The sequence below is a fragment of the uncultured Bifidobacterium sp. genome (assembly GCF_945269915.1).
GTDB classification, from domain to species: Bacteria; Actinomycetota; Actinomycetes; order Actinomycetales; family Bifidobacteriaceae; genus Bombiscardovia; species Bombiscardovia indica.
Genome location: NZ_CALYOY010000022.1, coordinates 12,393 through 38,504, shown reverse-complemented (window position 1 = coordinate 38,504; position 26,112 = coordinate 12,393). Strand labels below are relative to the sequence as shown.

At 59.7% G+C, this 26,112-nt stretch carries 18 protein-coding genes, 2 tRNA genes and 1 pseudogene; 5 read left to right on the top strand and 16 right to left on the bottom strand.

Features of this window, described 5'->3' with window-relative positions; translation table 11 throughout:
- Nucleotides 1-4: 4 nt before the first annotated feature.
- The 3 genes from Q0K62_RS05415 to Q0K62_RS05405 all read right to left on the bottom strand — a co-directional run bounded on the left by Q0K62_RS05415 (nt 5) and on the right by Q0K62_RS05405 (nt 2,586).
- Nucleotides 5-78, bottom strand: a tRNA-Ile gene (locus tag Q0K62_RS05415).
- A 65-nt stretch (nt 79-143) separates the two neighbouring features.
- The gene (locus Q0K62_RS05410; protein ID WP_297316960.1) at nt 144-1,781 is read right to left on the bottom strand and encodes an ABC transporter substrate-binding protein; all 1,638 of its coding nucleotides are present in this window, start codon (nt 1,779-1,781) and stop codon (nt 144-146) included.
- 178 nt (nt 1,782-1,959) lie between these two features.
- Nucleotides 1,960-2,586: an ECF transporter S component gene (locus tag Q0K62_RS05405; RefSeq protein ID WP_297316959.1), complete on the bottom strand. Its 627-nt coding sequence runs from the start codon at nt 2,584-2,586 to the stop codon at nt 1,960-1,962.
- Between the two features lie 301 nt (nt 2,587-2,887).
- On the opposite strand from Q0K62_RS05405, the gene ettA reads away from it, so the two are divergent.
- Both ettA and Q0K62_RS05395 read left to right on the top strand, forming a co-directional pair.
- On the top strand, nt 2,888-4,564 hold the full coding sequence (ettA, locus tag Q0K62_RS05400) for an energy-dependent translational throttle protein EttA (protein WP_297316958.1): 1,677 nt from the start codon (nt 2,888-2,890) through the stop codon (nt 4,562-4,564).
- Nucleotides 4,565-4,591: 27 nt separating this feature from the next.
- Complete coding sequence (locus Q0K62_RS05395; RefSeq protein WP_297316957.1) at nt 4,592-5,518, top strand: acyl-CoA thioesterase domain-containing protein; 927 nt, start codon at nt 4,592-4,594, stop codon at nt 5,516-5,518.
- A gap of 75 nt (nt 5,519-5,593) precedes the next feature.
- Here Q0K62_RS05395 and Q0K62_RS05390 read toward each other — a convergent pair whose 3' ends face one another.
- The 11 genes and pseudogenes from Q0K62_RS05390 to Q0K62_RS05340 all read right to left on the bottom strand — a co-directional run bounded on the left by Q0K62_RS05390 (nt 5,594) and on the right by Q0K62_RS05340 (nt 18,195).
- Nucleotides 5,594-6,115 carry a DUF3180 domain-containing protein gene (locus tag Q0K62_RS05390; protein WP_297316956.1) on the bottom strand — a complete coding sequence of 174 codons (522 nt, stop codon included), beginning with the start codon at nt 6,113-6,115 and terminating at the stop codon, nt 5,594-5,596.
- Nucleotides 6,112-7,266 carry a dihydroneopterin aldolase gene (locus tag Q0K62_RS05385; protein WP_297316955.1) on the bottom strand — a complete coding sequence of 385 codons (1,155 nt, stop codon included), beginning with the start codon at nt 7,264-7,266 and terminating at the stop codon, nt 6,112-6,114. The genes Q0K62_RS05390 and Q0K62_RS05385 overlap by 4 nt, the downstream gene beginning before the upstream one ends.
- Nucleotides 7,267-7,373: 107 nt before the next feature.
- Nucleotides 7,374-9,530, bottom strand: a complete 2,157-nt coding sequence (gene ftsH, locus Q0K62_RS05380; protein ID WP_297316954.1) for an ATP-dependent zinc metalloprotease FtsH — start codon at nt 9,528-9,530, stop codon at nt 7,374-7,376.
- Nucleotides 9,527-10,120: a hypoxanthine phosphoribosyltransferase gene (gene hpt / locus Q0K62_RS05375; RefSeq protein ID WP_297316953.1), complete on the bottom strand. Its 594-nt coding sequence runs from the start codon at nt 10,118-10,120 to the stop codon at nt 9,527-9,529. Before hpt ends, ftsH begins: the two co-directional genes overlap by 4 nt.
- Nucleotides 10,107-11,216 (bottom strand): tRNA lysidine(34) synthetase TilS, encoded by a 1,110-nt coding sequence (tilS, locus tag Q0K62_RS05370; RefSeq protein ID WP_297316952.1) that lies wholly within the window; start codon nt 11,214-11,216, stop codon nt 10,107-10,109. Before tilS ends, hpt begins: the two co-directional genes overlap by 14 nt.
- 31 nt (nt 11,217-11,247) lie before the next feature.
- Nucleotides 11,248-12,705 carry a D-alanyl-D-alanine carboxypeptidase gene (locus Q0K62_RS05365; RefSeq protein WP_297316951.1) on the bottom strand — a complete coding sequence of 486 codons (1,458 nt, stop codon included), beginning with the start codon at nt 12,703-12,705 and terminating at the stop codon, nt 11,248-11,250.
- Between the two features lie 83 nt (nt 12,706-12,788).
- On the bottom strand, nt 12,789-12,911 hold the full coding sequence (locus Q0K62_RS05360) for a hypothetical protein (protein ID WP_297316950.1): 123 nt from the start codon (nt 12,909-12,911) through the stop codon (nt 12,789-12,791).
- A 927-nt stretch (nt 12,912-13,838) separates the two neighbouring features.
- Nucleotides 13,839-14,258, bottom strand: coding sequence for a hypothetical protein (locus Q0K62_RS05355; RefSeq protein WP_297316949.1), 420 nt, complete (start codon nt 14,256-14,258; stop codon nt 13,839-13,841).
- Between the two features lie 156 nt (nt 14,259-14,414).
- A pseudogene (locus tag Q0K62_RS05350) lies at nt 14,415-15,231 on the bottom strand (ABC transporter ATP-binding protein).
- Nucleotides 15,232-15,445: 214 nt separating this feature from the next.
- Nucleotides 15,446-16,672, bottom strand: coding sequence for a glycosyltransferase family 2 protein (locus Q0K62_RS05345; RefSeq protein WP_297316948.1), 1,227 nt, complete (start codon nt 16,670-16,672; stop codon nt 15,446-15,448).
- Entirely contained in the window at nt 16,672-18,195 is a 1,524-nt protein-coding gene (locus tag Q0K62_RS05340; RefSeq protein WP_297316947.1) for an AI-2E family transporter, read from the bottom strand. The genes Q0K62_RS05345 and Q0K62_RS05340 overlap by 1 nt, the downstream gene beginning before the upstream one ends.
- Nucleotides 18,196-18,332: 137 nt before the next feature.
- On the opposite strand from Q0K62_RS05340, the gene Q0K62_RS05335 reads away from it, so the two are divergent.
- Both Q0K62_RS05335 and Q0K62_RS05330 read left to right on the top strand, forming a co-directional pair.
- On the top strand, nt 18,333-19,223 hold the full coding sequence (locus tag Q0K62_RS05335; RefSeq protein ID WP_297316962.1) for a glycosyltransferase family 2 protein: 891 nt from the start codon (nt 18,333-18,335) through the stop codon (nt 19,221-19,223).
- 85 nt (nt 19,224-19,308) lie between these two features.
- Nucleotides 19,309-19,380, top strand: a tRNA-Glu gene (locus Q0K62_RS05330).
- 140 nt (nt 19,381-19,520) lie between these two features.
- Here the strand turns inward: Q0K62_RS05330 and Q0K62_RS05325 are convergent.
- A complete protein-coding gene (locus tag Q0K62_RS05325) occupies nt 19,521-21,098 on the bottom strand; it encodes an FGGY family carbohydrate kinase (RefSeq protein ID WP_297316946.1) in 1,578 nt (525 codons plus the stop codon).
- Between the two features lie 65 nt (nt 21,099-21,163).
- The gene (locus Q0K62_RS05320) at nt 21,164-21,550 is read right to left on the bottom strand and encodes a VOC family protein (protein ID WP_297316945.1); all 387 of its coding nucleotides are present in this window, start codon (nt 21,548-21,550) and stop codon (nt 21,164-21,166) included.
- A 360-nt stretch (nt 21,551-21,910) separates the two neighbouring features.
- Here Q0K62_RS05320 and Q0K62_RS05315 point away from each other — a divergent pair, with 360 nt between their 5' ends.
- Nucleotides 21,911-25,837 (top strand): carboxypeptidase regulatory-like domain-containing protein, encoded by a 3,927-nt coding sequence (locus Q0K62_RS05315; RefSeq protein ID WP_297316944.1) that lies wholly within the window; start codon nt 21,911-21,913, stop codon nt 25,835-25,837.
- Nucleotides 25,838-26,112 lie beyond the last annotated feature (275 nt).

Here is a 26,112-nt window from a genome sequence, read left to right as displayed (position 1 = left end):
CCTGTGGGGCCTCAGGGGCTTGAACCCTGGACCGAACGATTATGAGTCGTTTGCTCTAACCGACTGAGCTAAGGCCCCACGCCGACGTGGTCGGCAGAGTCATGGTATCAAACAGGCACGTCATAACGCCACGGACCGAGTCGTCAGACCTGCTTGGTGATCCGGTTGTAGACCGGCAACCCCATATACCCAAAGGGGACGTCACGCACCTGCTTGCCGGCCACTGCGGAGACCTTCCGGTACCACAGCGGCAAGGCCGGCAGGTCCTTGAAAAGAACGGTCTGGGCCAGGCGGTAGTCCTCCATGGACTTGTCCAGATCGACCTTGGTCGCTGCCCGGGCCAGAATCGCGTCATACTCACCGCTCTTGTAGTCGCCGTTATTGAGCCCCTTCCCATCGGCCTGGGAGGAGGCGTATCCCTGCACCAGATACCCTTCGGGATGGGGGTAGTCCGAAGTCAGACCGGAATTGAAGAAGCTGTTCACCTGACGGTTGTGGACGGCGGTGTTGAACTCCTTGCCGGTCGGGAAGATGTTGGCATCGGCCTTGATTCCCAGTACCTTGGAGTACCCGTGCAGGACGGCATCGACCCAATCCTTGTCGGTCCCGTCGGCGCTGTAGGCGATCCTCAGGGTCCCCTCCCAGGGGGAGATGGCGTCGGCATCCTTCCACAGTTCCCGAGCCCTATCGGGGTCGTAGTCCACAACTTCATGCCCCGTGATGTCACCCGCGTGCCCGGTGATGGTCGGCGCAAGGAAGTCACTGGCCGGAACGACCGAGCCTGCAAAGACCTTGTCGGCTATACCCTTCCGATCGATGGCACGGGATAATGCCTGCCTGCGCAAGGCCCCCTCCCGTCCCTGGAAATGCGGCAGAGCCTGCGGGACGGTCAGGGAACGGAAGGCTGGGCCAGGCTTGACCAGGGGCTGGAGGGCCGACTCCTGACGGAAGGTCTTCAGTCGGGAGACCGGTACCGTATCGAGCACGTCCAGACGACCGGCCTGGGCATCGGCATAGGCCGCATCAAGACTCTGGTAGTCCCTGAATTCCAAACTCCCGTTACGGGCCTTGCGGGGCCCCTTATATGAGGGATCACGTTCAAGTTCAATCCCCTGATTGGGCACCCATGACTTGAACCGATATGGTCCGTTCCCCACCGGATGATTGCCGAAGGCCTTGATGTCCTTGTAGGCGGATGCCGGCAGCGGCAGGAAGGCCACGTCGCCCACTTTGTAGGGGAAGGACGAATCTGGCCTGGCCATGGCCACTTTCAGGGTCAGGTCATCCACGACCTCCAGGCCGGACAGGGTCGCCTTGGGATCGCCATGCTCGTCCTGGATCCGGTCGTACCCCTCGATGGTGGAGAAGGCGGAAGCCCCCAACTGACCGTTGGCCGCATTGGCAGCAAAGGACCAAGAATCCGCATAGGTCTTCGCCTTGATCATCTCCCCGTTGCTGAACCTCAGCCCCGGTCTGAGCACAATCGTGTACTGGGTGGCATCCTGGTTGGGTGTGATTGATTTGGCCTGAACCAGGGTCTGTCGGCCCTTTGCATCGAAAGTGACCAACCCATCGAAGAGTTGGGTCACCACCTTCCACCCGGCCGTGTCGTTGGTGCTTGAGGGAATCAGGGGCGCGGTCGGCTCTGTGTTGTTGACACTGATGGCCGCCCGGGGGTCCGTCTCCCCCTGCACCCGGCTGCCGCCCGAAGAACCGCAGGCACCGGCCATCAGGACAAGGGGAAGTATGCCCGCTGCCAGATAAGAACGAAGGTTGGTCATGGCGACACCTTTCCTGCCCGATTCGGGCATCGTGGGTCCATCTTATGTGGTTCTGCACGGGTTGGTGGGATAAGAGCCCAGGAGGGCGAGTCCCCCCCCCCCCCCGCGGCAACTTGCGGATCGATGCCCGCACCCTGTGAAGATGGATTGAGAGTGCACCCCCATGGGGCCGACGGCTTCACACCTGTCTGACGTCTCGGCCGGAGGCCAGACGGTCCAAGGCTCCGGTGCTGCCGATGGCCCGGAAGAGGGCCCAACTGACCAGACCGGCCAGGACGATTCCACTGATCAATTCGCATATGGTCCCGATGATGCCTCGCGGGCTGAGCGGGGAAACCCCCTGATAGTAGAAGGCAAGAAGGAAGGCGTTGTAGAACATGGCAATCATGACGCCACCCAGGATGGTCGTACCCAGGGTCCACCGACGGTAGCGGAAGATGCCGAAAGCCAGTTCTGCGCAGAACGCCTCCAGGATGGCCTCGACGAAGACCATGGGGCCACCGTAGGCGTTGCCGGGCAGAATCTCGACCAGCACGCTGATGATTCCCACATAGACGGCCGCCCCTGGCTTGCGCAATATCAATAGGGACAGGGTGCAAGGAAAGTAGAAAATCCCATGCAGGAGGGCTGCCATACCCGGAAGGAGGGCCGTCATCAGGGGGAACACCCACGACGAGAGCAGACTTGCCGCCCAGTAGATCAATCCCGAAACGGCTCCCAGGCCGGCACCCACCGCAATGTCCAGGGGCCTCCAGCGCAACCTGCGGGCTGCCGGTATTCGATTATCCTGTTGTTTCTCTGTCATGGTTACTCCATCACGACCATTGCAAGAACGGTCCGTTCAATCATGCGCACAGCGAGAGGCCCGGGCTGGTCAGAACCGGCCAGGACCGAGGTCGACGCCCCTTGACCTGCGCACGTCGGGCGGGAACGCCTCCTCAAGGCTACCCTGTACGACCGCCCGAATCCCCCAGAGGGGTATAGGGAAAATCGATAGGTCCTTCACACCGGAGATATGGGCTTTGCCAGCCGCATAAGTCGGAAGTCTCCATTACGATTGGTGCAGTTTGCAATGTTGAATTCCCAACCTTTTGTGAGGTAGTTCCTTGGCTGAATTTATCTATCAGATGATCAAGGCGCGCAAGTCCTTCGGCGACCGCGTCATTCTTGATGACGTCACGCTGAGTTTCCTCCCGGGAGCCAAGATCGGCGTGGTGGGCCCCAACGGCATGGGCAAGTCCACCCTGCTCAAGATCATGGCCGGGCTGGAGACCGTCAGCAACGGCGAAGCCCAACTCACCCCGGGCTACTCGGTGGGCATCCTCCAGCAGGAACCGCCACTGGACGAAGACAAGACCGTCGGCGAGAACATCCGCTTGGCCTATGGCGACATCATGGAGAAAGTCCATCGTTTCAATCAGATTGGCGAGGAGATGGCCAACCCCGATGCCGATTACGATGCCCTGATGGCCGAGATGGGCAAGCTCCAGGAGGAAATCGACGCCGCCGACGGGTGGGACCTGGACTCACAATTGGACCAGGCCATGGATGCCCTGCAATGCCCCGACCCCGATACGCCGGTCTCGGTCATATCCGGAGGGGAACGCCGTCGCGTGGCCCTCTGTCGGCTTCTTCTCGAGGCACCCGACCTGCTCCTCCTCGACGAGCCCACCAACCACCTGGATGCCGAGTCCATCCTCTGGCTGGAACAGTACCTGCACACCTACAAGGGTGCGGTCCTGGCCGTCACCCACGACCGGTACTTCCTGGACAATGTGGCCGAGTGGATCTGCGAAGTGGACCGCGGTCACCTTTACCCCTACCAGGGCAACTACACCACCTACCTGGACACCAAGGCCAAGCGCCTTGAAGTCCAGGGGCAGAAGGACGCCAAGCTGGCCAAGCGGCTCAACTCCGAGTTGGAATGGGTCCGGTCCTCCCCCAAGGCACGGCAAGCCAAGAACAAGGCCCGTCTGGAACGCTACGAGCAGATGGAGAACGAGGCCCGCAACAACAAGAAGCTGGACTTTTCCGAGATCCAGATTCCACCGGGGCCTCGCCTGGGGTCCAAGGTCCTGGAAGCCGAACACATCCACAAGGCCTTCGGCGACCGGGTCCTGATCGACGATCTGAGTTTCACCCTGCCGCGCAACGGCATCGTCGGTGTCATCGGACCGAACGGTGTGGGAAAGTCCACACTCTTCAAGACCATCGTGGGGCTGGAGCCTTTGACTTCCGGCTCCCTGGAGGTCGGCGACACGGTCAAGATATCCTACGTGGACCAGAACCGCGAGGGAATCGACCCCAACAAGAACCTCTGGGAGGTGGTCTCCGACGGTCTGGACTTCATCGAGGTGGCAGGCATCGAGGTCCCTACCCGCGCCTACGTGGCCTCCTTCGGATTCAAGGGATCCGACCAGCAGAAGCCTGCCGGGGTTCTCTCCGGCGGTGAACGCAACAGGCTGAACCTGGCCCTGACCCTGAAGCAGGGGGGCAACCTCCTCCTCCTGGACGAACCCACCAACGACCTGGATGTCGAGACCCTGGAGAGCCTGGAGAACGCCCTACTGGCCTTCCCCGGCTGCGCCGTGGTCATCTCCCACGACCGTTGGTTCCTGGATAGGATCGCCACCCATATCCTGGCCTGGGAGGGCACGGATGAGGATCCCGCCAACTGGTACTGGTTCGAGGGCAACTTCCATGCCTATCAGGAGAACAAGGTCCAGCGGCTGGGCGAGGAGGCCTCCAGGCCTCATAGGATCCACCGCAAGTTGACGCGCTGACACGTACAGGGACGCAAACAAGCTGGGATGGGGGAAAGCATGACACCGGAAGAAACGCCGCTGGAGCACGTGGTCAAGGTCCTGGATGTCGTTAGGACCGGCCAGGAGGGTGCTCACACCCTCTTCAGGGGGGACTCGCTCTATTTCCCCACCAAGCGCATCTATGGGGGCCAGATCGTGGCCCAGTCCGTCATGGCCGGGTCTAGAACGGTTCCTGAGGGACGCCTGCCCAACTCCGTTCATGCATGCTTCCTGCGTACCGGAAGCATCGAAGAAGAGGTCAGGGTGGACGTGGAGACCCTGCGTGACGGCAGGTCCTTCTCCTCCCGCCGAACGGATGTGCTCCAATCCAAGGGCTCCATACTGACGACCGTCCTGTCCTACCAGGAATCCGGCCAGCATGGTGTCAGATACGCAGACCCCATGCCCGGTGACCTGCCCGATCCGGAAGACCTGACCAGCGCCAAGGATCTGATGCGGCCCTATGCCGAGAAGTCATCATTCGCCGACTACTACGTAACCCAGTCGCCGTTCGACATCCGTCACCTGGGCAAGACCGTCCTGCTGGGCGTCGACAAGGAGGCCGTGGCCAAGGATTCCGGCCGTCAGATGGTCTGGAGCCGGACCGATGGCCATCTGGACATGTCGCAGACCATGAACCGGGCCCTCCTGGCCTTGGAGTGCGACCAGATCATGATGGAACCGGCCCTGCGCCGTTCCGGCCTGGGCATCACGACCAGGGGAATCTCCTTTGCCTCCATCGATCATTCCATGTGGTGGTATCAGGACATCGACCTGAATAAGTGGCACCTCTTCGTCCAGGACTCCCCCGTGGCCGACCATGGTCGCAGTCTCTGTGTGGCCAAGGTCTATACCCGCGATGGCGCCCTGGCCTCCGTCATGATCCAGGAAGCCATGATCCGGGTCCCTCAGGATGCCAACAACAAGGACTGATGCTTCCCTGGACCGGCCTGGCCGAGACCCTTGCGATAGCCCGTTGATATTCAGCCCCGAGCGCCTGGCAGGGAATCAGTCGGTACGATTCTTCTGGACGGCATCCGGCATGCGGCCCGTCTTGGGACCACGCTTCTCCGGGTTCTCAGGCCCCTCATCCGGCGGCAGCTGGCAGAGCCACTCCCCCACGGCCCCGATGACCACATCAACCAGGCACACGGCCGCTGCCACCAGGCACTCCACCATGACCGAAGCGTAGTAGGGTGCACTGGCATGCCCCATGCTCATCAGGGCCTGAGCGCCGTACCAACCCAGCAAGGCCGCACAGGCTATTCCCAAGGACTTGCTCATGATCAGGGCATTGACGGCGAAGCGGGAGTCCAACTCCTTGCGTTCACCCTTGGCATATCGGTGGACCTGAACACACATGATCAGAACCAGCACCCCCAAGGCAAGCAGTAGCAGGGAAACCAGCCAGTGCACCCCCATCAGGTCGGCCCTGGTTGACATGCTGACCTCGGAGACGACCAGACCGCCGGCCATGCCCAAGGCAAGGGCAACGAAATAGTAGGCAATGGGCGTGCGACGTGTTCTCATGACAAACCATCCAATATCCAGTTCTCGGAAAGGAGGTCGAGGCGGTCCCCGTCCGGTGCCCTACGGGAGAGAAGGGCAACTGACCCCCCATCATCCGAACCGACCGGGACGGCATCCGGCTCAAGAAAGGCCCAGGGCACCAGGACCGAGGCACTGCCGATTGTCCTGACGGGGGGGATATCCAGACCTTCATCATCGACCATCATGCCCCCGTAATCCACCATGGTCAGACTGAGCGGTCCATCGTCGCCTTCCGGATCCCGTTTCCCAACCGTCCTGCAGGCGGACTCAATCATGCGCAGGGTCTCGATAAGGTCGCGGGGAGCCAAGGGGGTATGCAGGATGGCCACGGCACAGAGGTGGGCCCCGTCATTGGATCCAGGGCCGGGCCTATAGGAATAGAGGGGTGAGATCCCGACGACCTGACTGCCGGGCATCCCGTCCATGGAGGCGAGAGCCACATACATGGCCTGCTGGGAATCCTCCCCCGCCCCATCCATGGAAATGACCACCCGATGAGTGGACAAGGATGGTTCAGATCCGTCCCCTGGGTTCTCAACCGACTGGCGGCCACCGTCCCCATAGGTGTCGGCATCTTCCTGACTTCCTGCATGGATGGTGCCCATGGGATGACGGTTCCGTGCCTCGCGGTGCCGCCGAAGGAAGTCATGATCCACGGATGGATGGGTTGCGGCCGACCCGTGGGTAGGGTGCACTTCCCCCACCGTATCCTCGGCATCGGCACTGTCGATCTCATGTTCCTGGGCTGAAACCAACGAGGCGGTGCTCGCCGCATCCGAGCCATCGACCGCCCGCTCAAGGGTTACGCTGACCCGGAAATTCGTCTCGGTCTGGTCATCGGCACCCAGCCGTGCAACACGGACCCTGGTGCGTCTGACCTGGTGGGAGAGCAGAATGGCATCGGCCACCCTGGCGGCCAGTGCCTCCAGAAGGACGACGGGCTCATGCTCGACCAGGGAGACGATTCTGTTGACCACCTGGATATAATCCACGGTTTCGGTGGCATCGTCGAGACGACCGGCCTCACTCAGGTCCAGAAAGAGGGTGGCATCGACCTGATAGACATAGTCTGCACCATCACGAGGATGCAGGGGTCTGGCCCTGATCCGGCTCAACTGAATCGAATCCATGTCTCAACCCCTCTCGGTCATATCCGGCCAATGATCTACCCCACCTCATTGCATCGTGTGGGATACAGGACCCAGGAAACCGTTTCCGGCGGCAGCTCTTCCCGAACCTACCTGCCCTGTACGGGGGAACCGGGCTCCTGACCGGATTGCGGAGCCTCCCCGTTGACACTCTGTTCAAGCGCCTTGGGAATCTCCACCGGAGGAAGATCGGAATCGGGGCGGTTCTCGTTGGAGAGCCAGAGTGCCCGTTCAGGCGCCATTTTCAGGTTGGAGAAGATGGCAGCCAGTTCATTCTTGTTCAGGGTCTCCTTGACCAGGAGCTGACGAACCAGCTCGTCAAGAACCTCCCTGTTCTGGCTGATGATCTGCCAGGCCTCGTTGTGGGCGGTCTCGACCAGGTCGAGGACCTCCTTGTCGATGATCTCGGCCGTCTGCTCCGAGTAGTTATGGGGCTTCAGTGCGTCGAGTCCGGAATCCTGGTCGTTCTCATCAGCCCACTTGATGGCTCCGAGCTTCGAAGAGAACCCATACTCGACGACCATCTGGCGGGCGATACCGGTCGCCTTCTCGATATCGTTGGAGGCACCTGTGGTGGGATCGTGGAAGACGACCTCCTCGGCCACCCGGCCGCCCATGGCATAGGCCATCTGATCCAGGAGCTCGTTGCGCGACTGGGAGTACCGGTCCTGGGTGGGCATGACAGCCGTATAGCCCAGGGCACGACCACGCGGAAGGATGGTGACCTTGGTAACCGGGTCCGTGTGGTGGAGGGCCGCAGCGACCATGGCGTGGCCACCCTCATGGTAGGCTGTGTTGCGCATCTCCTCCAGGGCCATTCCCTTGGTGCGGCGCCTGGGGCCACTCAGCACGCGGTCGATGGCCTCATCGATGGCCCGGTTGTCAATCAGCTGGGCATCGGAGCGAGCCGTCAATAGGGCCGCCTCGTTCAGGACATTGGCCAGGTCGGCACCGGTGAACCCCGGAGTCCTGACAGCCACGGTGTGCAGATCCACGTCCGGCACGAAGGGTTTGCCCTTGGCATGCACCTTGAGGATGGCCTCACGGCCCTCCAGATCGGGGGCCTCCACGGCGACCTGCCGGTCGAACCGTCCGGGGCGTAACAGGGCCGAGTCCAGGATGTCGGGTCGGTTGGTTGCTGCGATGATGATCAGGTTGGTGTCGTTGTCGAAACCGTCCATTTCGACCAGGAGCTGGTTCAGGGTCTGTTCACGTTCATCGTGGCCACCGCTCATTCCCGATCCGCGCTTGCCGCCCACGGCATCGATCTCGTCGATGAAGATGATGGCCGGTGCGTTCTTCTTGGCCTCGTCGAAGAGGTCACGCACCCTGGAGGCGCCCAGACCCACGAACATCTCGACGAAGTCCGAACCCGCCATGGAATAGAAGGGCACGCTGGCCTCACCGGCGATGGCTCTGGCCAAGAGGGTCTTACCGGTTCCGGGAGGTCCGTAAAGCAGCACGCCACGGGGTATACGAGCGCCCAGGGCCTTGTACTTGGAGGGATCTTTGAGGAAGTCCTTGATCTCCTCGACCTCCTGGACGGCCGCATCCTCGCCGGCAACGTCGGAGAACTTGGTCTTGGGGGTCTGTCCGTCGTTGAGCCGGGCCGAACTCTTCTTGCCCCCCATGCCGAACATATTGCCCCCGGCGGCCGATGACATCCGGGAAAGAAGGAACCAGAACACGCCCAGGATGATCAGCATGGGCAGGACCGACGAAATCAGCAGACTCATCATGCTGGTCTGTGGAACAACCGAGTTGTATCCCTCGCTCAGCCCCGCCTTCTCCACGGCCTTGACCACCTGGGGGCCCTGGTCGAACACATAGTAGAACTGGACGTCCTTGCCGAAGTTCTTCGTGGTCCTGTTGCCCCGGAAGCCGTCGACCTCCTTGGTGAAGTCGTTGTTCAGCTTGAGCTCGACCACCTGCATCTTCTCGGTGATCTCGGCTGACTTGACCTCCCCGCTCTTCTGGTTACCGGCCAGGAGCGCCAGACCATCCTTGGTGTCGATGGTCTGGGGGCCGTTCTGACTGTTGAAGAAGCCGAAGATACCCATGATGATCAAAATGGACAGGATGGCCCAGAGCCAGGGCGAGCGCCAGAAGGACCTGTTCCCGCCGGAACCGTTCCCGTCACCCCTGTCGCTGTTGAAGTTGAAGAAGGGGTTGCCCCTGTCCGGGCCATTGCCCCCGTTGCCGTTGTTCTTGGGTGGGCCCTGCTGTGGTCCCTGCGAGTAGCTCATGAATGCTTCCCCTGATTCTGATTCTGTTCCTGATCCAGATACTCATCCGATCTGAGTACGGCAATCGAATCCAGATTACGGTAACGCTCGTCGTAATCAAGTCCGAATCCGACTACAAACTCGTCCGGAATGACATATCCGGGGTATTTGACCTCGACCTCGACCTCATGCCTGACCTTCTTGTCGAGCAGGGCGAAGACCTCCACCGATGCGGCTCCACGCGACCGAAGCATGTTCACCAGCCAATGCAAGGTGTATCCGGAATCGATGATATCCTCCACAATCAGGATATGCCGTCCGCGTACATCACACCCCAGGTCCATGCGAATCTCGATATCGCCCGCGGAAACGGTGGTCTTCCGGCCGGGGTAGCTGGAGATGCTCATGAATTCGATCTGGACCGGAATGGTCACGGCCTGGGAAAGGGCGGCGAGGGTGTTGAAAGCCCCCTTGAGCACGGCCACCATCATCAGGTTCTTTCCCTGATAATCCCCGCTGATACGGGTGGCCGTCCTCTGGATCAAGTCCTCTATCTGCTGTTTGGATACCAACTCATGATCGATGTGGGATTGAATATCAGCGATTCGCATGATGTCCATCATTGCATATGAGAATGACCTGACTCTTACGAAAAGCTGAATACGAGCTGGGAAATGCCGGCCCCCGCTGTCCGTGCCAGTCCGAGACCAGGGAGTCAAGAGCCCTGATCTGCGAGGAATCGGCCTGGATGCCCAAATCGGTCAGAAGATGGACCATGAAACGCAGGCGAAGAGCGGGATCCTGGTCGCGAAGCCGTCGGGCGTTCAGCCGGACCAGGATACCATGAGCGGCATCATCGGGTTCGGGAGCATCGATCACCTGATCGACCAGGGCCGCCGCCTGCCGGTTCAGGTAGGCAGCGTCGCGCCTGGCCATGTCGGCCCCCTGGGCCAGGCTGCGGACCATATCATGCCCGGCGAACCGACTCAGCGCGGGCAGGAGGTCATGGCGCACACGGGAACGCAGGGGGAAGTCATCCGGCAGGGTATGATCAGCCGGGTACCCGTCTCCATTGGTGGGGTCATCCCACCAGGAGAGTCCCTGCTGCAGGCAGATTTGCGTGGTATCCTGCCTGGTCATACCAAGGAAGGGCCTAAGATACTCCAGTCCGCCCCGATTCATCCGGATATCCATACCGGTGATTGCATCCAAACCCCGGGAACGAATCAGTCCGATGAGCGCGGTCTCGGCCTGGTCATCCATGGTATGGGCCAGGAGGATGACCGAAGCATTGACCTGCCTGGCCTCTTCCCCCAAGGCCTCGTATCTGGCCTCGCGGGCATCGGCCTCCAAACCCGCGCCGGTACGGGGCACATGGATGGGCCTGACCCGTACGGGGTCCAGCCCCATACGCCGGCAATCAGTTGCAGCCTTGAGACTGATCCGATCGGAGTTCTTGGCCAGCCCATGGTCAATCAGCACGGCCCCACAGCGAAGCCCCAACATGGCCGAGACCTTCGCGGAGACCGCTGCCAGGGCCATGGAGTCACGCCCACCGGAGCAGGCCACCAGAATGAGGGGCGCATCCGGATCGGGGCGATGTCTGCCGTGTCTGGCAAATCGGCCATCCTGCCTCCTCAGACCGGCATCCTCAAGGCAGGAACGCAGGGCTCCTACGGCCTTCTTCATCTGCGCGGAATAGACCACAAGACACCAACCCCTTCCGACTGACGCACGGCTACAGGCGATCCAGAGAAGTGACGAACAGATCCACGGCTTGCTTGGCTGCGGCCATATCCCGCGGATTATTGACGATGACGGCGAAGACCAGACTTCCGCCGGACCTCCGGGAGACGTTCCCGGTCATCGAGGTGACCTGGTCCAATGTGCCGGTCTTGACCCTGACCAGTCCATCGGCATGGTCGTCAACCTTCCTGGTGGCGGCGGTTCCGGTCAGTCCCACGACCGAGAGCCCCTTGGCCACAGGGGCGATTCCCCTGGCTCCCAGGGCAAGCTCCTGTATCTGGGCCAGGGTATTCACGCTCAGTGCGGAACCGGGTGCCAAACCGGAGCAATCAGCCATCACCAGCCCCTTGGTATCGACCCCGAGACGGTTGAGGGTTTCCGTGACTGCCCTTACGGCACCTTCCGGACGATTCTCCTTGCCCATCTTCATCGCCGTCAAACGGCCGAAGAGTTCCGCCAGCGTATTGTCGGAGGTCCTGAGCATCAGCGCCATGATCTCGCTGAGGCGGGCGGATCGTACGCTGGCGATGACAGGACCCCGGCCGGATTCAGCCCGATCGGGTCGGTCCGGATTATCCACCCCGATGCCGTTGCCCGACAGGGCTCCGGCAAAGATCAGTGCGGCTTGGGCCGCCGGCTGGGGGACCCTGGGCAGATAGACGTCTCCTGCATCCGGGTCGCCGCCTCGCTGGGTGCCGGACCAGTCACGGCCCTGGTCCACGGCCAGGGCCGTCGGTTCCTGAAAGTAGATTCCGCCAGGATTGTTCTCCTGAAGACCTTCGGATTGTCCAGCATCATTGAAGAGACCGTCATCATAGGCCACCGTTACTCGGCTGACCCCTGTTCTGCGCAGGGCATCCGTGGTCATGGCGGCCAGGGTGGCCAGGCCCGCACGACCGTTGACATGGTGGGAGTCGTTGGTACCAGACCCCAGCAACATGTCGCCATGACCCTCCAGGACCAGCCGGGCATGGTCACCCGCGACATCACTGATCCGCACATCAGTAGCCAGATGTGATGACATATCCAGAACGGAGGCGGCAGCGGCCGCCGTCAGGGTCTTCATGGTCGAAGCAGGTTGGCGGGCCACCTGGGCCGATTCCTGGATGACGGGCCTCCCGTCCGCTTGGCGGATGACCAGGGAGTAATCCTGCCCCAGACCCGGACTGTCGGCGAACTTCTCCACCAGCTGCCGAGCCTGAACCTGATTGACTGGTCCACCGACGCCGGCTGCACCGAGACCACCGGGGGGTGCCGGCATGGTTCTGGCTGGTGACGCCGTCCTGGCCCTGGTCGCTTTCAGGGTCAGGGGACCGGGCAGTACATCCTGGGCATCCGCAGCCGCATATCCGCAGATCAGGGCCGCAGACACCAGAACGGACAGGGCCGCCCTCCATCGACGCATCACCAATGACCTGCGGGTCAGCACCCCCCGGTGTCTACCAGCCAATTGCACTCTCCTGCATGGAAGTCCCCCTCACACGGGTAATGGGCACGAACATCAGACAGCCTAGTCCGACCTGACCCCCACCATCATGACTGAAGGATGGCGAATCGGTCAAGCGTACGGATGATGTTGAACTGGCGGTTGTCGAAAAGCCTGCCGCCCCAATGGACGCCGACCATGAAGATGATCAGGCCATTGGCCAAAGCCACCGGAGCAATCGGCCAGAGCAGATCCGGAAGGCGCAAGAGAACGTACAGGAACGGCCGTTATTAGTGTCGGAATCATGGTAACGAACTGCACCAGGAATTGAAGGAGCGGTATGAATGACTGGAATACGACCCTCCCCTGCGGGGTGGAGGAGGGACGGTCCATGGGGGCCACCGGGTAGATCAACACAGTCGAGATGACCTGGGCAACACCGGATCCGGATGGGACAACGCCACAGGTAAGGCAGACCAGGTCCGACACCCCCATGAGATCGAAAACGCTCTTCCAGCAGCCGGTTACCAGGAAACAGATCAGGCAGAGTATAGGCAAATACGGCAGTTCTAAACGAACGGCGACCCAACTCCTGCCGCGACCGGTCATCCAACCCGCGCACGCCGGCCATGACCTCCATGGTCAACCCCTACCGTCGTAGGCCAGATTGTTGCCCTCAACCATCATCAGTATGGAGCCACCCATGATTGGGACGAACCAGACAGGGAGGGGGCGGTACCGACTTGGAAGGCAAAAACGATCATGAGCAGGATAGGGAACAAGGTATACGATTCTGCGGGTGTCGTTGCGCATGTAAGCCACCAGACGAGCGGCAACGGCCCCCATCGACGGATCGGGAACCCGGTTGAAGGCACCCAGAGCCCCGGAGCCCTGTTTTCTTACCATCTCGCGATCATGGGCGAATCACGTATGCCGAAGGCACCGGATCCCAGCCAGACCGCACAGGACCAGGGTCACCAGTGCAATGACCACCCGGCCGAGGAAGGATGGCCAGGAACCCCCATACCATCCTGAGGCAAGCGGAAAGCCGCCCCCAGTGGGGTCCAGGCCAGGATATCCGATGCCGTTAACCAGCCCATCCGCATCGGGGCCACGGAAGGATGCCTCAGAGGTGATCATGGGCGGCAGAGGGCAGATCAGGAAGGAGAACGCAAAGCTATCAGGTAAAACCCGCACTTCGCCCTCTTGGAAGCAACCAGGGTGGTCACCAGGTCCATGGAGACGCGTGAAAGCGCCAGAAGCACCGCCAGGCCCAGCACGGCACCCAGGACAGCCGCCAGCATGGGTCCGGCACCCCGGCTCCTGTACAGGGGCACCACTGCCAGGAGGCAGACCAGTCCGAATACGGAGGCGGGGCCTGCCAGGGCGGCCAGGTAGATCCCGGTCTGCAACCGACCGTCAGGTATGCCGTACAGGACGAATCGGTCAGGACTCATGCCGGAGCCCTGACCAATGACCATCATCCGGACAAGAATGACCATGAAACTGACGACCGTCAGGAGGAGAACCGATACGACACCGACCCATATGGACTCGTCGAAACCGGCCCCGGACATCCGGGAAACCGGCTTCCACGGCAACAGACCAGCAGGCTATGGCGACACCGAGTCCCAGAATGACCGGTAGAATGGCTGCAATCACCTGCCAGGAGGACTTCCTCAGGGTCCCCATGGTGAGTGCCCAGCGCAGGGCAATGATGGAACGTATCGTGCTCATCGGGTATTGTTCGCCGGTGACTGTCCACCACCATCGAGCCAGTCAATTCTCATGGCCGCACGGCGTCCACCGACCAGGTCAAGAAAGCGGTCCTCCAGGTCCTCCCCTGCGGCGACCTGGGCTATGGTCCCGTCGGCCCGGACCAGTCCGTGGTCGATAACGGCCACACGGGTGCACATCCTTTCCACCAGGGCCATGACGTGCGAGGAAATGACCACTGTGCCCCGGGTGGGAGACATACTCGACCAAGCTGTCCCTCAGATTGACGCTGGAGACCGGTTCGACCTATTCGAATGGCTCATCCGGGATGAGGATGCGCGGCGAGTGAATCATGGCCGAGGCCAGACAGATCTTCCTGGTCATACCTGATGAATACTCATTGATCTGCTTCCCGGCGTCCTCGGCCAGGTCGAAGGCCAGCAACAGGTCCTTTCCCCTTGATCTGGCCTCCCGCCTGGGCATTCCTCGTAGCATACCCGCGTAAACAAGCAACTGGAGCCCGGTCACTCTGTCGAAGATCTGGTCTGCCTGGGGCATGACTCCGATGGAACGCGGAGGCATTGATGTCGGACCGGGCATCCCGGCCCAGAATCATGACCTGGCCGGAATCAGGAGGGAGAAGCCCGGTAGCCATATTCAGCATGGTGGTTTTCCCCGCCCCGTTGGGACCGACCAACCCGTAGAAGGATCCCTGGGAATATCAAGAGAGAGGGAGTTGACCGTAACCTTGTCCTGGAAGGTCTTGACCAGGCCGCGGATGGAAATGGCGGCATGAGGACCGGGGGGCAAGGCAACGGGGACGGGCGCCGCCATGGGGCCTACCCCCCCCCCATCAATCGCCGGGCGGAGGATACGGATGAATCAGCCGGGACAGACATGACACCTTCGGGAGCAGGAGACATGGATGATATCCCCCGATCTGCGTATGCATTGTCCGTTATTACCTTATGCCACATCAAATCATCCCAGACAGCGGACATCCCGCGGAACCTGGAGGTCTCCACGGCACCCGGGGGGGGGGGGATGGCTACCTGCCGCTGTGCTCGATGGGCTTCCAACCGGGATTGGCGAAGATGGCCTGAAAGGATATGGGCAGGTAACTCAGCATGAATATGGGAAAACTCAGGCAATAGGCAAAAAGCTCCTTGTTGGAGGCACCGATTTTATCGCGTTCGGCCAGGACGGTGATGGCGGCCAGGCCCATCAGAGCCAGGATTCCCAGAACCGCGGAGGCGACCCAATCCACCAGCTCGGTTATCTGACTGGTCCAGGTAACGAAACCGAGCGCCGGGAACAGGATACCGAAGACGCAACGGATGACGGCCAGAACGGTCAAAGGACAGATGAGTATGGTCAGGTCGACTGCCGAGAAGTCACGTTCACGGAAGGCACGGCTGATCAGGGCCGGACCGTAGTAACGGAAGACCTGGAGAAAGCCCTTGCTCCACCGCAGTCGCTGGCGCCAGCTCTGCTTGAAGGTTACAGGCTGCTCGTCGTAGAGGATGGCGGTGCCACAGTACCCGATCCGATCCCCGTGCAACACGGAGTCCATGGTGAATTCCAGATCCTCGGTCAGGAGGTGGAACTTCCAGCCATTGTTCCGTTCCATCACCTCCTTGGAGAACATGAATCCCGTGCCCCCCACGTGACAACTGGACCCGAAGACCATTCGGGAGGAGTTGAGGAAGCGGGATTCCCTGATGAACCACAGGGCCGAGCCCGAGGAGACCCAGTTGTCCGAGAAGTTGACCGAGTTCCGGTAACTGGTCAGGATACGGAACCCGGACTGGAAGGCCTTGTTCATCTCTTCGATGTAGTGCCTGTCGAGCCTGTTGTCGGCATCGAAGACGAAATATGCATCATAGCGTTTGGAATATCCCCGGCTGATGATCTTGTCAAGCAGGTAGGAAAGGGCGTATCCCTTGCCGATGTGCTCGGTATCATGCCGCTCTATCACGTGGCATCCCCTGGACCGGGCCAGGCCCGCAGTATCATCGGTGCAGTTGTCGGCCACAAGCCAGATGTCAACCATGCCGCTGGGGTAGGTCTGCGAATGGATGGAATCGATCAGCGTACCGACCACGCCCTCCTCGTTACGGGCGGAGATCAAAACCGCGAAGTGCTTGTCGAAGGGTGCCTCGGGGAAGACCACCGGCTTGGCCACGAAGGAGGTGACGATGCAGATGGCCTGGTAGACGATGCCGACCGACCCCAGGATCATCATGAGGATGTCGAGAACCTTCAGGAAGGCCATCAGCGCCATCCCTTACGCGGATTGCTCTTTCTGGACGACCTGGAGGGTCCTTCGGAATTCGCGCGCTCTGATCTCGGACTCCCCGATTCCGCATGGTCGGATTCCTGGTCCGCAGATCCCGGAACCCCATGGTCGACAGCCGCATCCTCGACCCCCCTGAGCCTGTTCGTGCCCGAAACCGCATTGGTTTTGGGAATGGCCATGGTCTGCGACTCGTCAAGATCCTCGGCTGTCGGAGGCCGGTAGATCTGCTCGGCAATCATGGAGACCGGGTCCTGAACGCTGACCCTGGCGCTGCTTCCCTTGGCCGAACGACCGCCCACATGGCTGGTTACCGGTTGTATCACGTGCTCGTTGAAGGCCTCGACCCCCTCGACCACCTTGGACTTGCCGACCGGCTTGGGGTCCTGCATCAGGGGCGAATCGATCAGCTCATAATGTTTGATGGAAGCGTTGAATATAGCCTGGAAGCTGGCCGCGAGAGGCAGGGCCAGGAAGGCTCCGAGGGCTCCGAAGACGGCACCGAAGGCCAGAACCGAAAGGAAGGCTACGGCCGGGTTGAGATCCATGGTCCGCTCCGATATCTTCGGCGCCAGGAGGAGGTTCTCGATCTGCTGGTAGATGATGATGTAGACCAGGACAGCTACGGCTATCAGGATTCCCCTGCTTCCCCAGGCCACCACGATCGGAATGGCACCGCCGATGTAGGTGCCGATGGTGGGAACGAACTGGGAGACCAGACCGCAGAAAAGGGCCAGGGGGAGCCAATAGGGCACCTTGAGAACAACCAGGAAAACTGACATGCAGGCCGCGGAAATCAAGGCCAGGATCGTTCTGCTGAAGAGGAAGCTGGAGATCTGATCCTGGGCGATGGTCCACACGAAAATGAAACGACGCTGGCTGTTGGGTCCCAGCCACTGGCAGAGACTTCGACGGAGTCTGGGACCGGCTGCGGAAATGTAATAGGTGACCAGGAGGACCGTCATGATGTTGATGATGGCTCCGAAGAAGCCTACGGTCGTGGTCAGGGCCTGTCCGGCGAAGTCGGTCACCCAGGAAGTCTGGATGTTCTTGGCTATCTCACCACCCAGATCCTGCATGGCTGGCATTCGCCACTGGGTGTATTTCTCGACGAAGTCCACCATCTGGTCATAAAAGGCCGGAGCTCCGTTGACCATACCGATCAGCTGCTTGACGAAAAGGTTGCCGAACAAGCCCATCAGGACGATGACGACAATAATCAGTCCGACCAGGGTAACGGCCGAAGCGGCCCCGCGCTTCCACCCGTGCCTGACCAGGTTGACCACCAGCGGTTCCATGGCCAGGGCCACGAAGACGGAGATGATCACATCCAGGACCAGGAATTCCAGCTTCCACCATGAGGAGTATGCAAACCATGCAAGGAATACCGCTATGACAGCATAGAGAAGGGCACGACCGAACCACTCCGGTGGCCTGCGAGGGTCGCCCTTGGGCGGAAAGACGGTCGCAAAATCGAACTGCTGCTTTGTATCGTTCGCCATGGTCCCCATTATCCCAATCATGCTGACATGATTCGATATTCAGCGCACACCGCTTCGATCTGCGACCATCCCCTCCATCCCCATCCCGAGCCGTCCGGTTTCTGCTGGTGTAGCCGGTGACACGTATCCTGAGATATATGTTGACCGTTTCCATAGTCATTCCTGCCTGGAATGAGGAGGATCGCATAGCCGATTGCCTCGTCAATGCCACCAGACAAAGCCAGGCGCCACTTGAGGTGTTGGTGGTGGACAACAAGTCCACCGACCGCACGGCAGCCATCGTCCAGGATTTCATCGATCACAATCCCGACGCCCATGTCGGACTCCTTCATCAGGACAAGGAGCAGGGATTGATCCCCAGCAGGAACTTCGGCCTGGACAGCGCCAGGGGTGATGTACTGGGACGCATCGATGCGGACTGCATGCTCAGGCCGAACTGGGTGGAAGTGGTCAGCAGGATATTCACCGAGGACCCCGAGGCCATGGGTGCCACCGGTCCCGTCGCATACTACGACATGCCAGGCAAGACCATTGGCCTCAAGGGCGACAACACCATCCGCAAGGCCATCTACCGGGCCGACGACGGCCAGTATCTGCTCTATGGCTCCAACATGGCACTGAGGGCCACCGCCTGGAAGGCCATCCGCAACAAGGTCTGCCGGGACAAGGCGGACATCATGCACGAAGACGTCGATATCTCCCTCCACCTGATCGACCAGGGCTTCAAGACCGTCTACTGCAAGGACATGAATGCTGGCATATCGGCCCGGAGGATGGATACCTCCTTCCCTTCCTTCCGGAGATACATGCAGCGTTTCAAGAACACCTTCGACGCCCACCCGCAGCACACCCGGGAACAGAAGCCGGAGCATACGCTCTACGCCCTCTACCCGATCCTGAGGGCCTTCTACCCCGTCTACCAGAAGTACCTGGAATCGGCCGACATCAACCCGGCAGAACGGGTATGGATCAGCGAACAGATGGAGCTCTTCCATCGGCGCGAACAGGAGATGAACCAGGCGGACTGAGCTTGTCCTAGCCTGGGGCCGCCCGGCACCCGACACGACACCTGGCTTGCCTGGTCTAGGGGGGCCGGGTAGTATGGGCACGTTCGCCCCCGTCGTCTAACGGTTAGGACACCAGACTTTCAATCTGACAACGAGAGTTCGACTCTCTCCGGGGGTACACATCACGCGAGAAGCCTACTGATGGCTTGCAGGGAATAAACACAGACACGCCGATTGCAAGTCTGCCTGCACCCTTGTTCCCCTGGCTTCCTGGAATTCCTCTTAGTACGGTTGACTCCCGGCTGTCGCCCGATGAGCTCAGCACCTGGAACGGGCGGTCCATTTCACTGAGTCGATGGCCGGATACAGGCGTCTGAACCGGTTGTAAGCGGCATCGTATACCTGACGATTCGCGCTGTTCGGGGCATATATCTGACCGGCCAGGGTGGATTCCAGGAAGTCCTCCACACCGTGCAGATCCGGTCGTGATGAGGGTAGCACCCCCTGCCGTGCCGAGACCAGACCGGCCAGGGCAAGGGCCGGCATGACGTGGGCATCATCCAGCACCTGGACGGGGGCATACAGGATGTCCGCCAGCATCTGACACCACCGGGTCTCACGGGCACCGCCACCGATGAGTGTGACGCGTTCCACCGGCATGCCCATGAGATCAAGACCCTGGCGAATCGAGTAGGCGACCCCTTCCAGAGCGGCCCTGGCCATGTCGCAGGTCCGGGTATCCGAGGAGATACCTACATAGGCCCCGCGGATCGATGGGTTCATCATCGGGAAGCGCTCCCCCACCAAATATGGCAGGCAGACAAGTCCCCCGGCTCCGGCAGGGCTGGACTCCAAGAGCCTGCCCATCCGCAGGTACGATTCGCCATCATCACCGGCACGGTCATTCGCGGAATCCCCCTGGTCAGAGACGGCTCCGGCTTCGGCAAAGACCTTACAAGCCCAGCGGTGTACGTTTCCGGCGTTCAGGAAGGGAACCGTGTTGATGATGGTGTCCTCACCCAGGTAGGCCAGGTTGGCCATACCGGCGCGGTCCGTCACCGCATGGTCCGAAACTGTGGCGATCCATCCGGATGTGCCCAGGTTGATGTTGAACTGACCAGGCCGGAACACCCCACCCGCCAAGGTTGAGGCTCCGGCATCCCCCATTCCCGCGTAGACGGCCGTTCCCGGGGAGAAGCCGGTTGCCGCGGAAGCACCGGGCGTACTGACACCCACCACTTCCCAGGGTGAATACAGCTCAGGGAAGACCTTGGCATTCAATCCAGCCGCAGCCAGGATGTCCCCGCTCCACCGCCGCGACCTCAGGTCCATGGCACCTGCGGTCGAGCAGGCGGTCACATCGCCACAATATGCTCCCGTCAACCACCAGATCAGATAGTCCTTGGCATCGATGAGCACATGCCGCACCCTTGCATATCTTTCCGGCTGGTGCCTGGCCATCCACATCAACTTGGCCACGGGCAGGGACCCTTCGCAGGGGTTCCCCACCAGGGTGCGGAAGGTCTCCTCACCATAGGTTTCCACCAACTCGGCAGCCTCGTCACCCGCCCTGCCGTCCGCATAGAGTATGGCCGGCCCGAGGGGCTGCCCCTGCCCGTCCAAGGCGATCAGGTCCTGCATCTGCCCACTCATGACGATGCCCTTCAGCTCGCTGGCACTGAAGTGTTCGAGTTCCCGAACGGCTTGGGTCAGAAGCTGCCGTGTCACCTCAATGAAAGCCTGAATCCAATCCTCGGGATTCTGCTCGATATGTCCCTCCCTCGTTTGGATTGGGAGGGGGCCGCTGGATGCGAGGACCCTGCCGACACCCTTCTCATCCACGAGGACGGCCTTGACCTGCGTGGTCCCTACATCGAAAGCGGCAATATAGGTCATGGAGTCATCCTAGGCATCCCAAGCCGCCCTGGACCTTGAAAGGCCCCCAATGTGGACTGGTGGCACTACGCCCGTAACCCTGACCAGTCCACGACCGCCTCCACATTGATCCCATCCGGATCCAACACAAAGGCCGAGTAATACCCCGGGTGGTAGTCGCGAGGACCGGGGACCCCGTTCCCCCGCCCGCCCGCAGCGATCGCCTCCCTGTAGAAGGCATCGACCACCGAGGCATCGGAAGCCCTGAAGGCTATGTGGGTCAAGGGCGAGCAGGCGTCACTTCCGGCCGGTGTCAGATAGAAATCGGAATGGAGACCGTCGTCGGCAACGCCAAAGCCGATGGTGGGTTCGTGATGCGCCTTGGCCACGTATCCGAGCGGAGCCAAGGCCCTGGTATAGAAATCAACGGACCGGCCCATATCCCGGACCATCAGCGTCAGATGGTCAATCATGCCTTTCATCTTATGCCAATCATAAGAAGCCGACGGAAGAGGAACCGGAGTGATCAGCATGAACGGCATGACAAACCGCTTGGACTTGGCCCATTGGCGGCCTGGGCCGAGCAGAACTATCGATTCAACAGACATCGTGTTTACAGTGTTTTGCAGTATTTTTCTTTGATGTGCAGAAAGTACTATAATTGATATATCCCATAAGGCGCAGGCCTTGTTGGTTACAGATTCCTCGCCAGACAGCAGAGTGGTCAACGCCCGCCTGCCCCTTAACACGATGGTCATGGCCGACCAATCAGGCGGGAAGAAATTCCCGCCTATACAGCAACACAACCAACACCGAAGATTGGAAGCAAAAGCATGAGAGCATTACCCCATTACAGAATCTGGCTGCTGACGGTCCTGCTCATCACCGGCCTGATTCCAGGCGCTACGGCTTCCGCCAATGCACTCATTCCTTCTTCACATAAGCAATCAGGAACCACCGGCTATACCGACAAAGGCGGGCTGCGTCAGGAAGGACGCTTCATCGGGCAACATCGAAGCCTCTCGGTTCATGACCAAAACGACCATGAACCGTTAGGAACTGCATACTACGTGGATTCCATCCACGGAAATGATACGAATGACGGGAAAAGCCCGGCACGTCCTTGGAAGACACTGTCCAAGCCGAACCAAATAACCTTCCATCCCGGTGATGAAATCCTCCTAAGGGCTGGCAGTACATGGTCGGCCCATGGTTCTTCCACAGCCAAAGAAGCCTATTCATTCACTGCGTGGAACGGGAATCGACCCACCGACACCCATGGTGAGGCTGGAGCTATGCCGAGTGCGCTCCTAGCGCCAAAAGGCTCAGGAAGTTCAGACCGTCCGATAATTCTGTCCAGCTATGGTGAGGGTGTTGCTCCGAAACTTCTGGGAATGGGAGTAGTCAATGACACCATTCAGCTCACCGATCAGCAATACTGGGAAATTTCCAATCTTGATATCAGCAACCAGAAAGACGGATTCGACTCCATGCATTTTAGCGCCCAATCCGGAAGCGGTCAGGTACCTGGCACGGAAAACCCTGATACAGGCGATCTCCGCGCCCTCCATATCCAAGCGGCAAGCACCGGCGTCCAAAGCGGATATCTGATTCACGATCTCTTCATCCACGATGTGGCAGGAGTGACCTGGTCCGTCAGCAAGGCCGGAGTTGACCGATCGAAAAGGACAGGTGGCATCGTGTTTGAAGGTCTCAAGGGTGATTCGCGAATCGCATCCCGGTTCAAAGACATACAAATATATGACAATTACATTATCGATACCGCCTTTGCCAACATTGTCTTCAAACAGTTCTCTGGAATGGGCACAGCGAGATACCAAGACAAGAAGCCGGGTTGGGGCGATCGGGCGATGGCCAGCGTAGACACTCAGGGGACACTTCAAGAAGATCCCGACTGGTCTCCCCACACAAAAATCATCATACGCGGGAATTACCTGTCCAATAAGAACACTCAGTACGGGTGGGATGCCATCTACCTGACCAGCGTACAAGGATCAACCATCGAAGACAATCTGATCGATGGAGCAGGGGTTTCAGGTATCGAACTGTATTGGACCGACAACATACGTGTGACCAACAACGAAGTCGGCGACCTGGAACGGCGCACAGGAGCCGCTGATTCAAATGGCATTGATGCCGACAGGGGGACTTCCAACATACTTTTCGAACAGAATTACATCCACGATTCGGGTGAGGGATTCCTCCTGTGTGGTTTCTCCTTTAGTTCAGCATTGGTTCGATACAACCTGGTACGAAATGTGGACAGGAACTACATCAACCCGCACGGGGATTCCGGAGTCAACGTGATTTACAATAATCTCCTCTACAATTCACAGAGTCCTGGGCCCGCCAATACAGACGGAAAGGTACATTTCTTTGCCTCTTCGGGGGACACGTCACGAATCTGCACGGACAGGAACCTTCACTACCTATTCAACAATGCTTTCATCAACACCAAAACCGGAACCAATGGCGTACTCTTCCAAGACGGGCCCGGCGGCGTCACCTTCTCAGACAATGCCTATTACGGCGAAGACCTTCCCTCCCCCCCATCGGATGCATCAGCCGTCACAGGAAATCCTCACCTGAAAGGGGACCCTGCAGTTGATATAGGTAACATAGCCATCGGATCGATTGATTCTCCGCTCATAGCAGCAGGCCTTCCCGTCAACCTTGCAACTCTGGCACCTGGATTCAAAATCACCGGTGCGGATGTAACGGACCGCACGACCGCTTCAGTGGACTTTTCGGGAAAAACACTCAACACGAGACCCGATATCGGCCCTGGGTCCTACTCCCCACAACCGGGTGATGGCGTACTGGCCGGTTCGGTCCTTGATCGGGCGGGCCGCCCTGTCCCGCAGGCCAGGCTATCCAATGCCCCCGTCGAGATCGTTGCCGATTCCAACGGGCATTACGCTGTGGAGTTACCGGCAGGGACCTATGGACTGAACGCCGAACAGGACGGCTACGATCCTGGAAACATCGTGACGGTTCAGGTAGCCAACGGTCAGACTGTGATACTTGATTTGTCTCTGGGGCAGGTCAGAACCACCAAGGGGGCCCTGAGCGGAACCGTATTCTCCATGGGTACGGGTGTCCCCGGAGCCGACGTCGCAGTGAAGAACCGCAACGGAGATACCCTGGCAGACGGAACCACCGACAGGAACGGAACGTATCGCATAAACAAGATTCCCGCAGGCAAGGGTTACAAGGTCGATGCCGGCAAATCCGGATATCAGACCGCGACGCAGACAGGAATATCGATAGAGGCTGCGCGCACCACACATCTCAATCTTGACCTGAAGAAGATACAAACCTATGAACCCATCATCGACGAGAATTTCAACAGGGAACCCTTGGGTGGTTTCGTCGAGACGAGGGACGGTGCACTGACCTCGCAGAAACTGAACAGCATAGGCTCGACATCCATCGAGTCCGATCCGGAAAACCCCTCAAACCGATACCTCAAACTAGATAAGACCTCGAGCAGGAAGGGGACACTGGCGGTGTTCAACAAGCGCCCACTGGGTTTGAAGGGGACGGTCACCATGGAGGCGCGTGTCAAGCGCACCACCGCCAACCCGTCCCCCAATCAGGCGGCCATATATTCCTATAATGCGCTTGAGTGGAATACAACGGACCCGGCTGCCTCAAGCAACCCCTCGGCCACCTTCGGATTCTCCGGATCAAATATCATCACCCATGCGACCGTGGGTTCCAGCCAGACCACTGCAGTCTGCCCTTACGTTGTGGGGAAGTGGTACCAAATCAAAAACGTTGCAAATCTTGATACCGGCACCTTCAGTCTCTACGTAGACGATATGAACAATCCCGTGGTCCGGGACCAACCCCTGAGGACGACACCTGCTGACGGAACCCTGGATTACTTCAATCTGTTTATCAACGGTTCCAACCGCGGAGATTGGTTGGTGGATTATCTCAGAATCGGAAAGGGAGAACCGGCGCACACCAACGTCGTAACTCTTGATGCTGTTCGGATACGGACCGCCAATGAATCGCTCTCCCTGCCCATACAAGCAGCCAGCTCATCTGTTGCCGCGACCTTGAAAAATCCTTTCACCCGAAAGGTGACCCTGTCCATCACCCCTACGGACCCCCTGGCCCAGGTCTGCATCAACGGTGAACCGGTAGGTATGGAAAGAGATGTCGAGCTTGTCGCGACTGCCCCTGATCAGGATGCCGCCATCAGAACAACCATCCCGGTGACCGTCACGGCACAGGACGGAACGGAGCATCGTTATCATATTGACATCACCCGCACCAATCCATCCCAGACAACCTACCTTCAGGGACTGTCATTGGACGGTCTCAGTTTCAAAGACGACTTTGCCTACGATGGTCAGGGGGACGACCACCCATACATCCCCCGGCAGGTTCTCACAGACGCGGTGAAGAATGTGACCGTCGAATGGGTACGGGGATGGAACGGGCAGTCGATAACGGTCAACGGCATCCCTGTAGCCGGTAACACAATTACGGTACCCCTCCTTTCCGGTCTTACCACGATTACAGTCGTCACCGATTCTTTTACAGGTGAAACAGGAAAGTATGTAATCGAGGTAACCCGCAGTAAAGATCATACGAATACGGGTTCCGGCGACATCGGGACCGTCATGGGAACATCTGACTCGATCGACAAAATCACTACATGGACCGTCACCCGACAAAGCCTCCTGTCATTCAAAACAGCAAGAAGATCAGTCCATCAGCACTGACAGCAACCGGCATCAAGACCCCCTCCCCCATAATCGGAATGGCGGGTCCGGGTTCCTCGATCGGCCTTCTGCTCCCGGTCTTCGCAACCTCGAAACATAGACGACCAGAGACCTCCGGTTATGGCAGACAGAAAGGGTGATGTCTCAACCGACCATCCAGGCAGGGCGAGTCGATAGGCGAAGCCCCCGGCAATGTCTGAAGATATCATGTCGGTCATACGGCTAAGGCACAACTGCATCCATCGGTTATGCCTAACCGTATCCTGACAATGGCC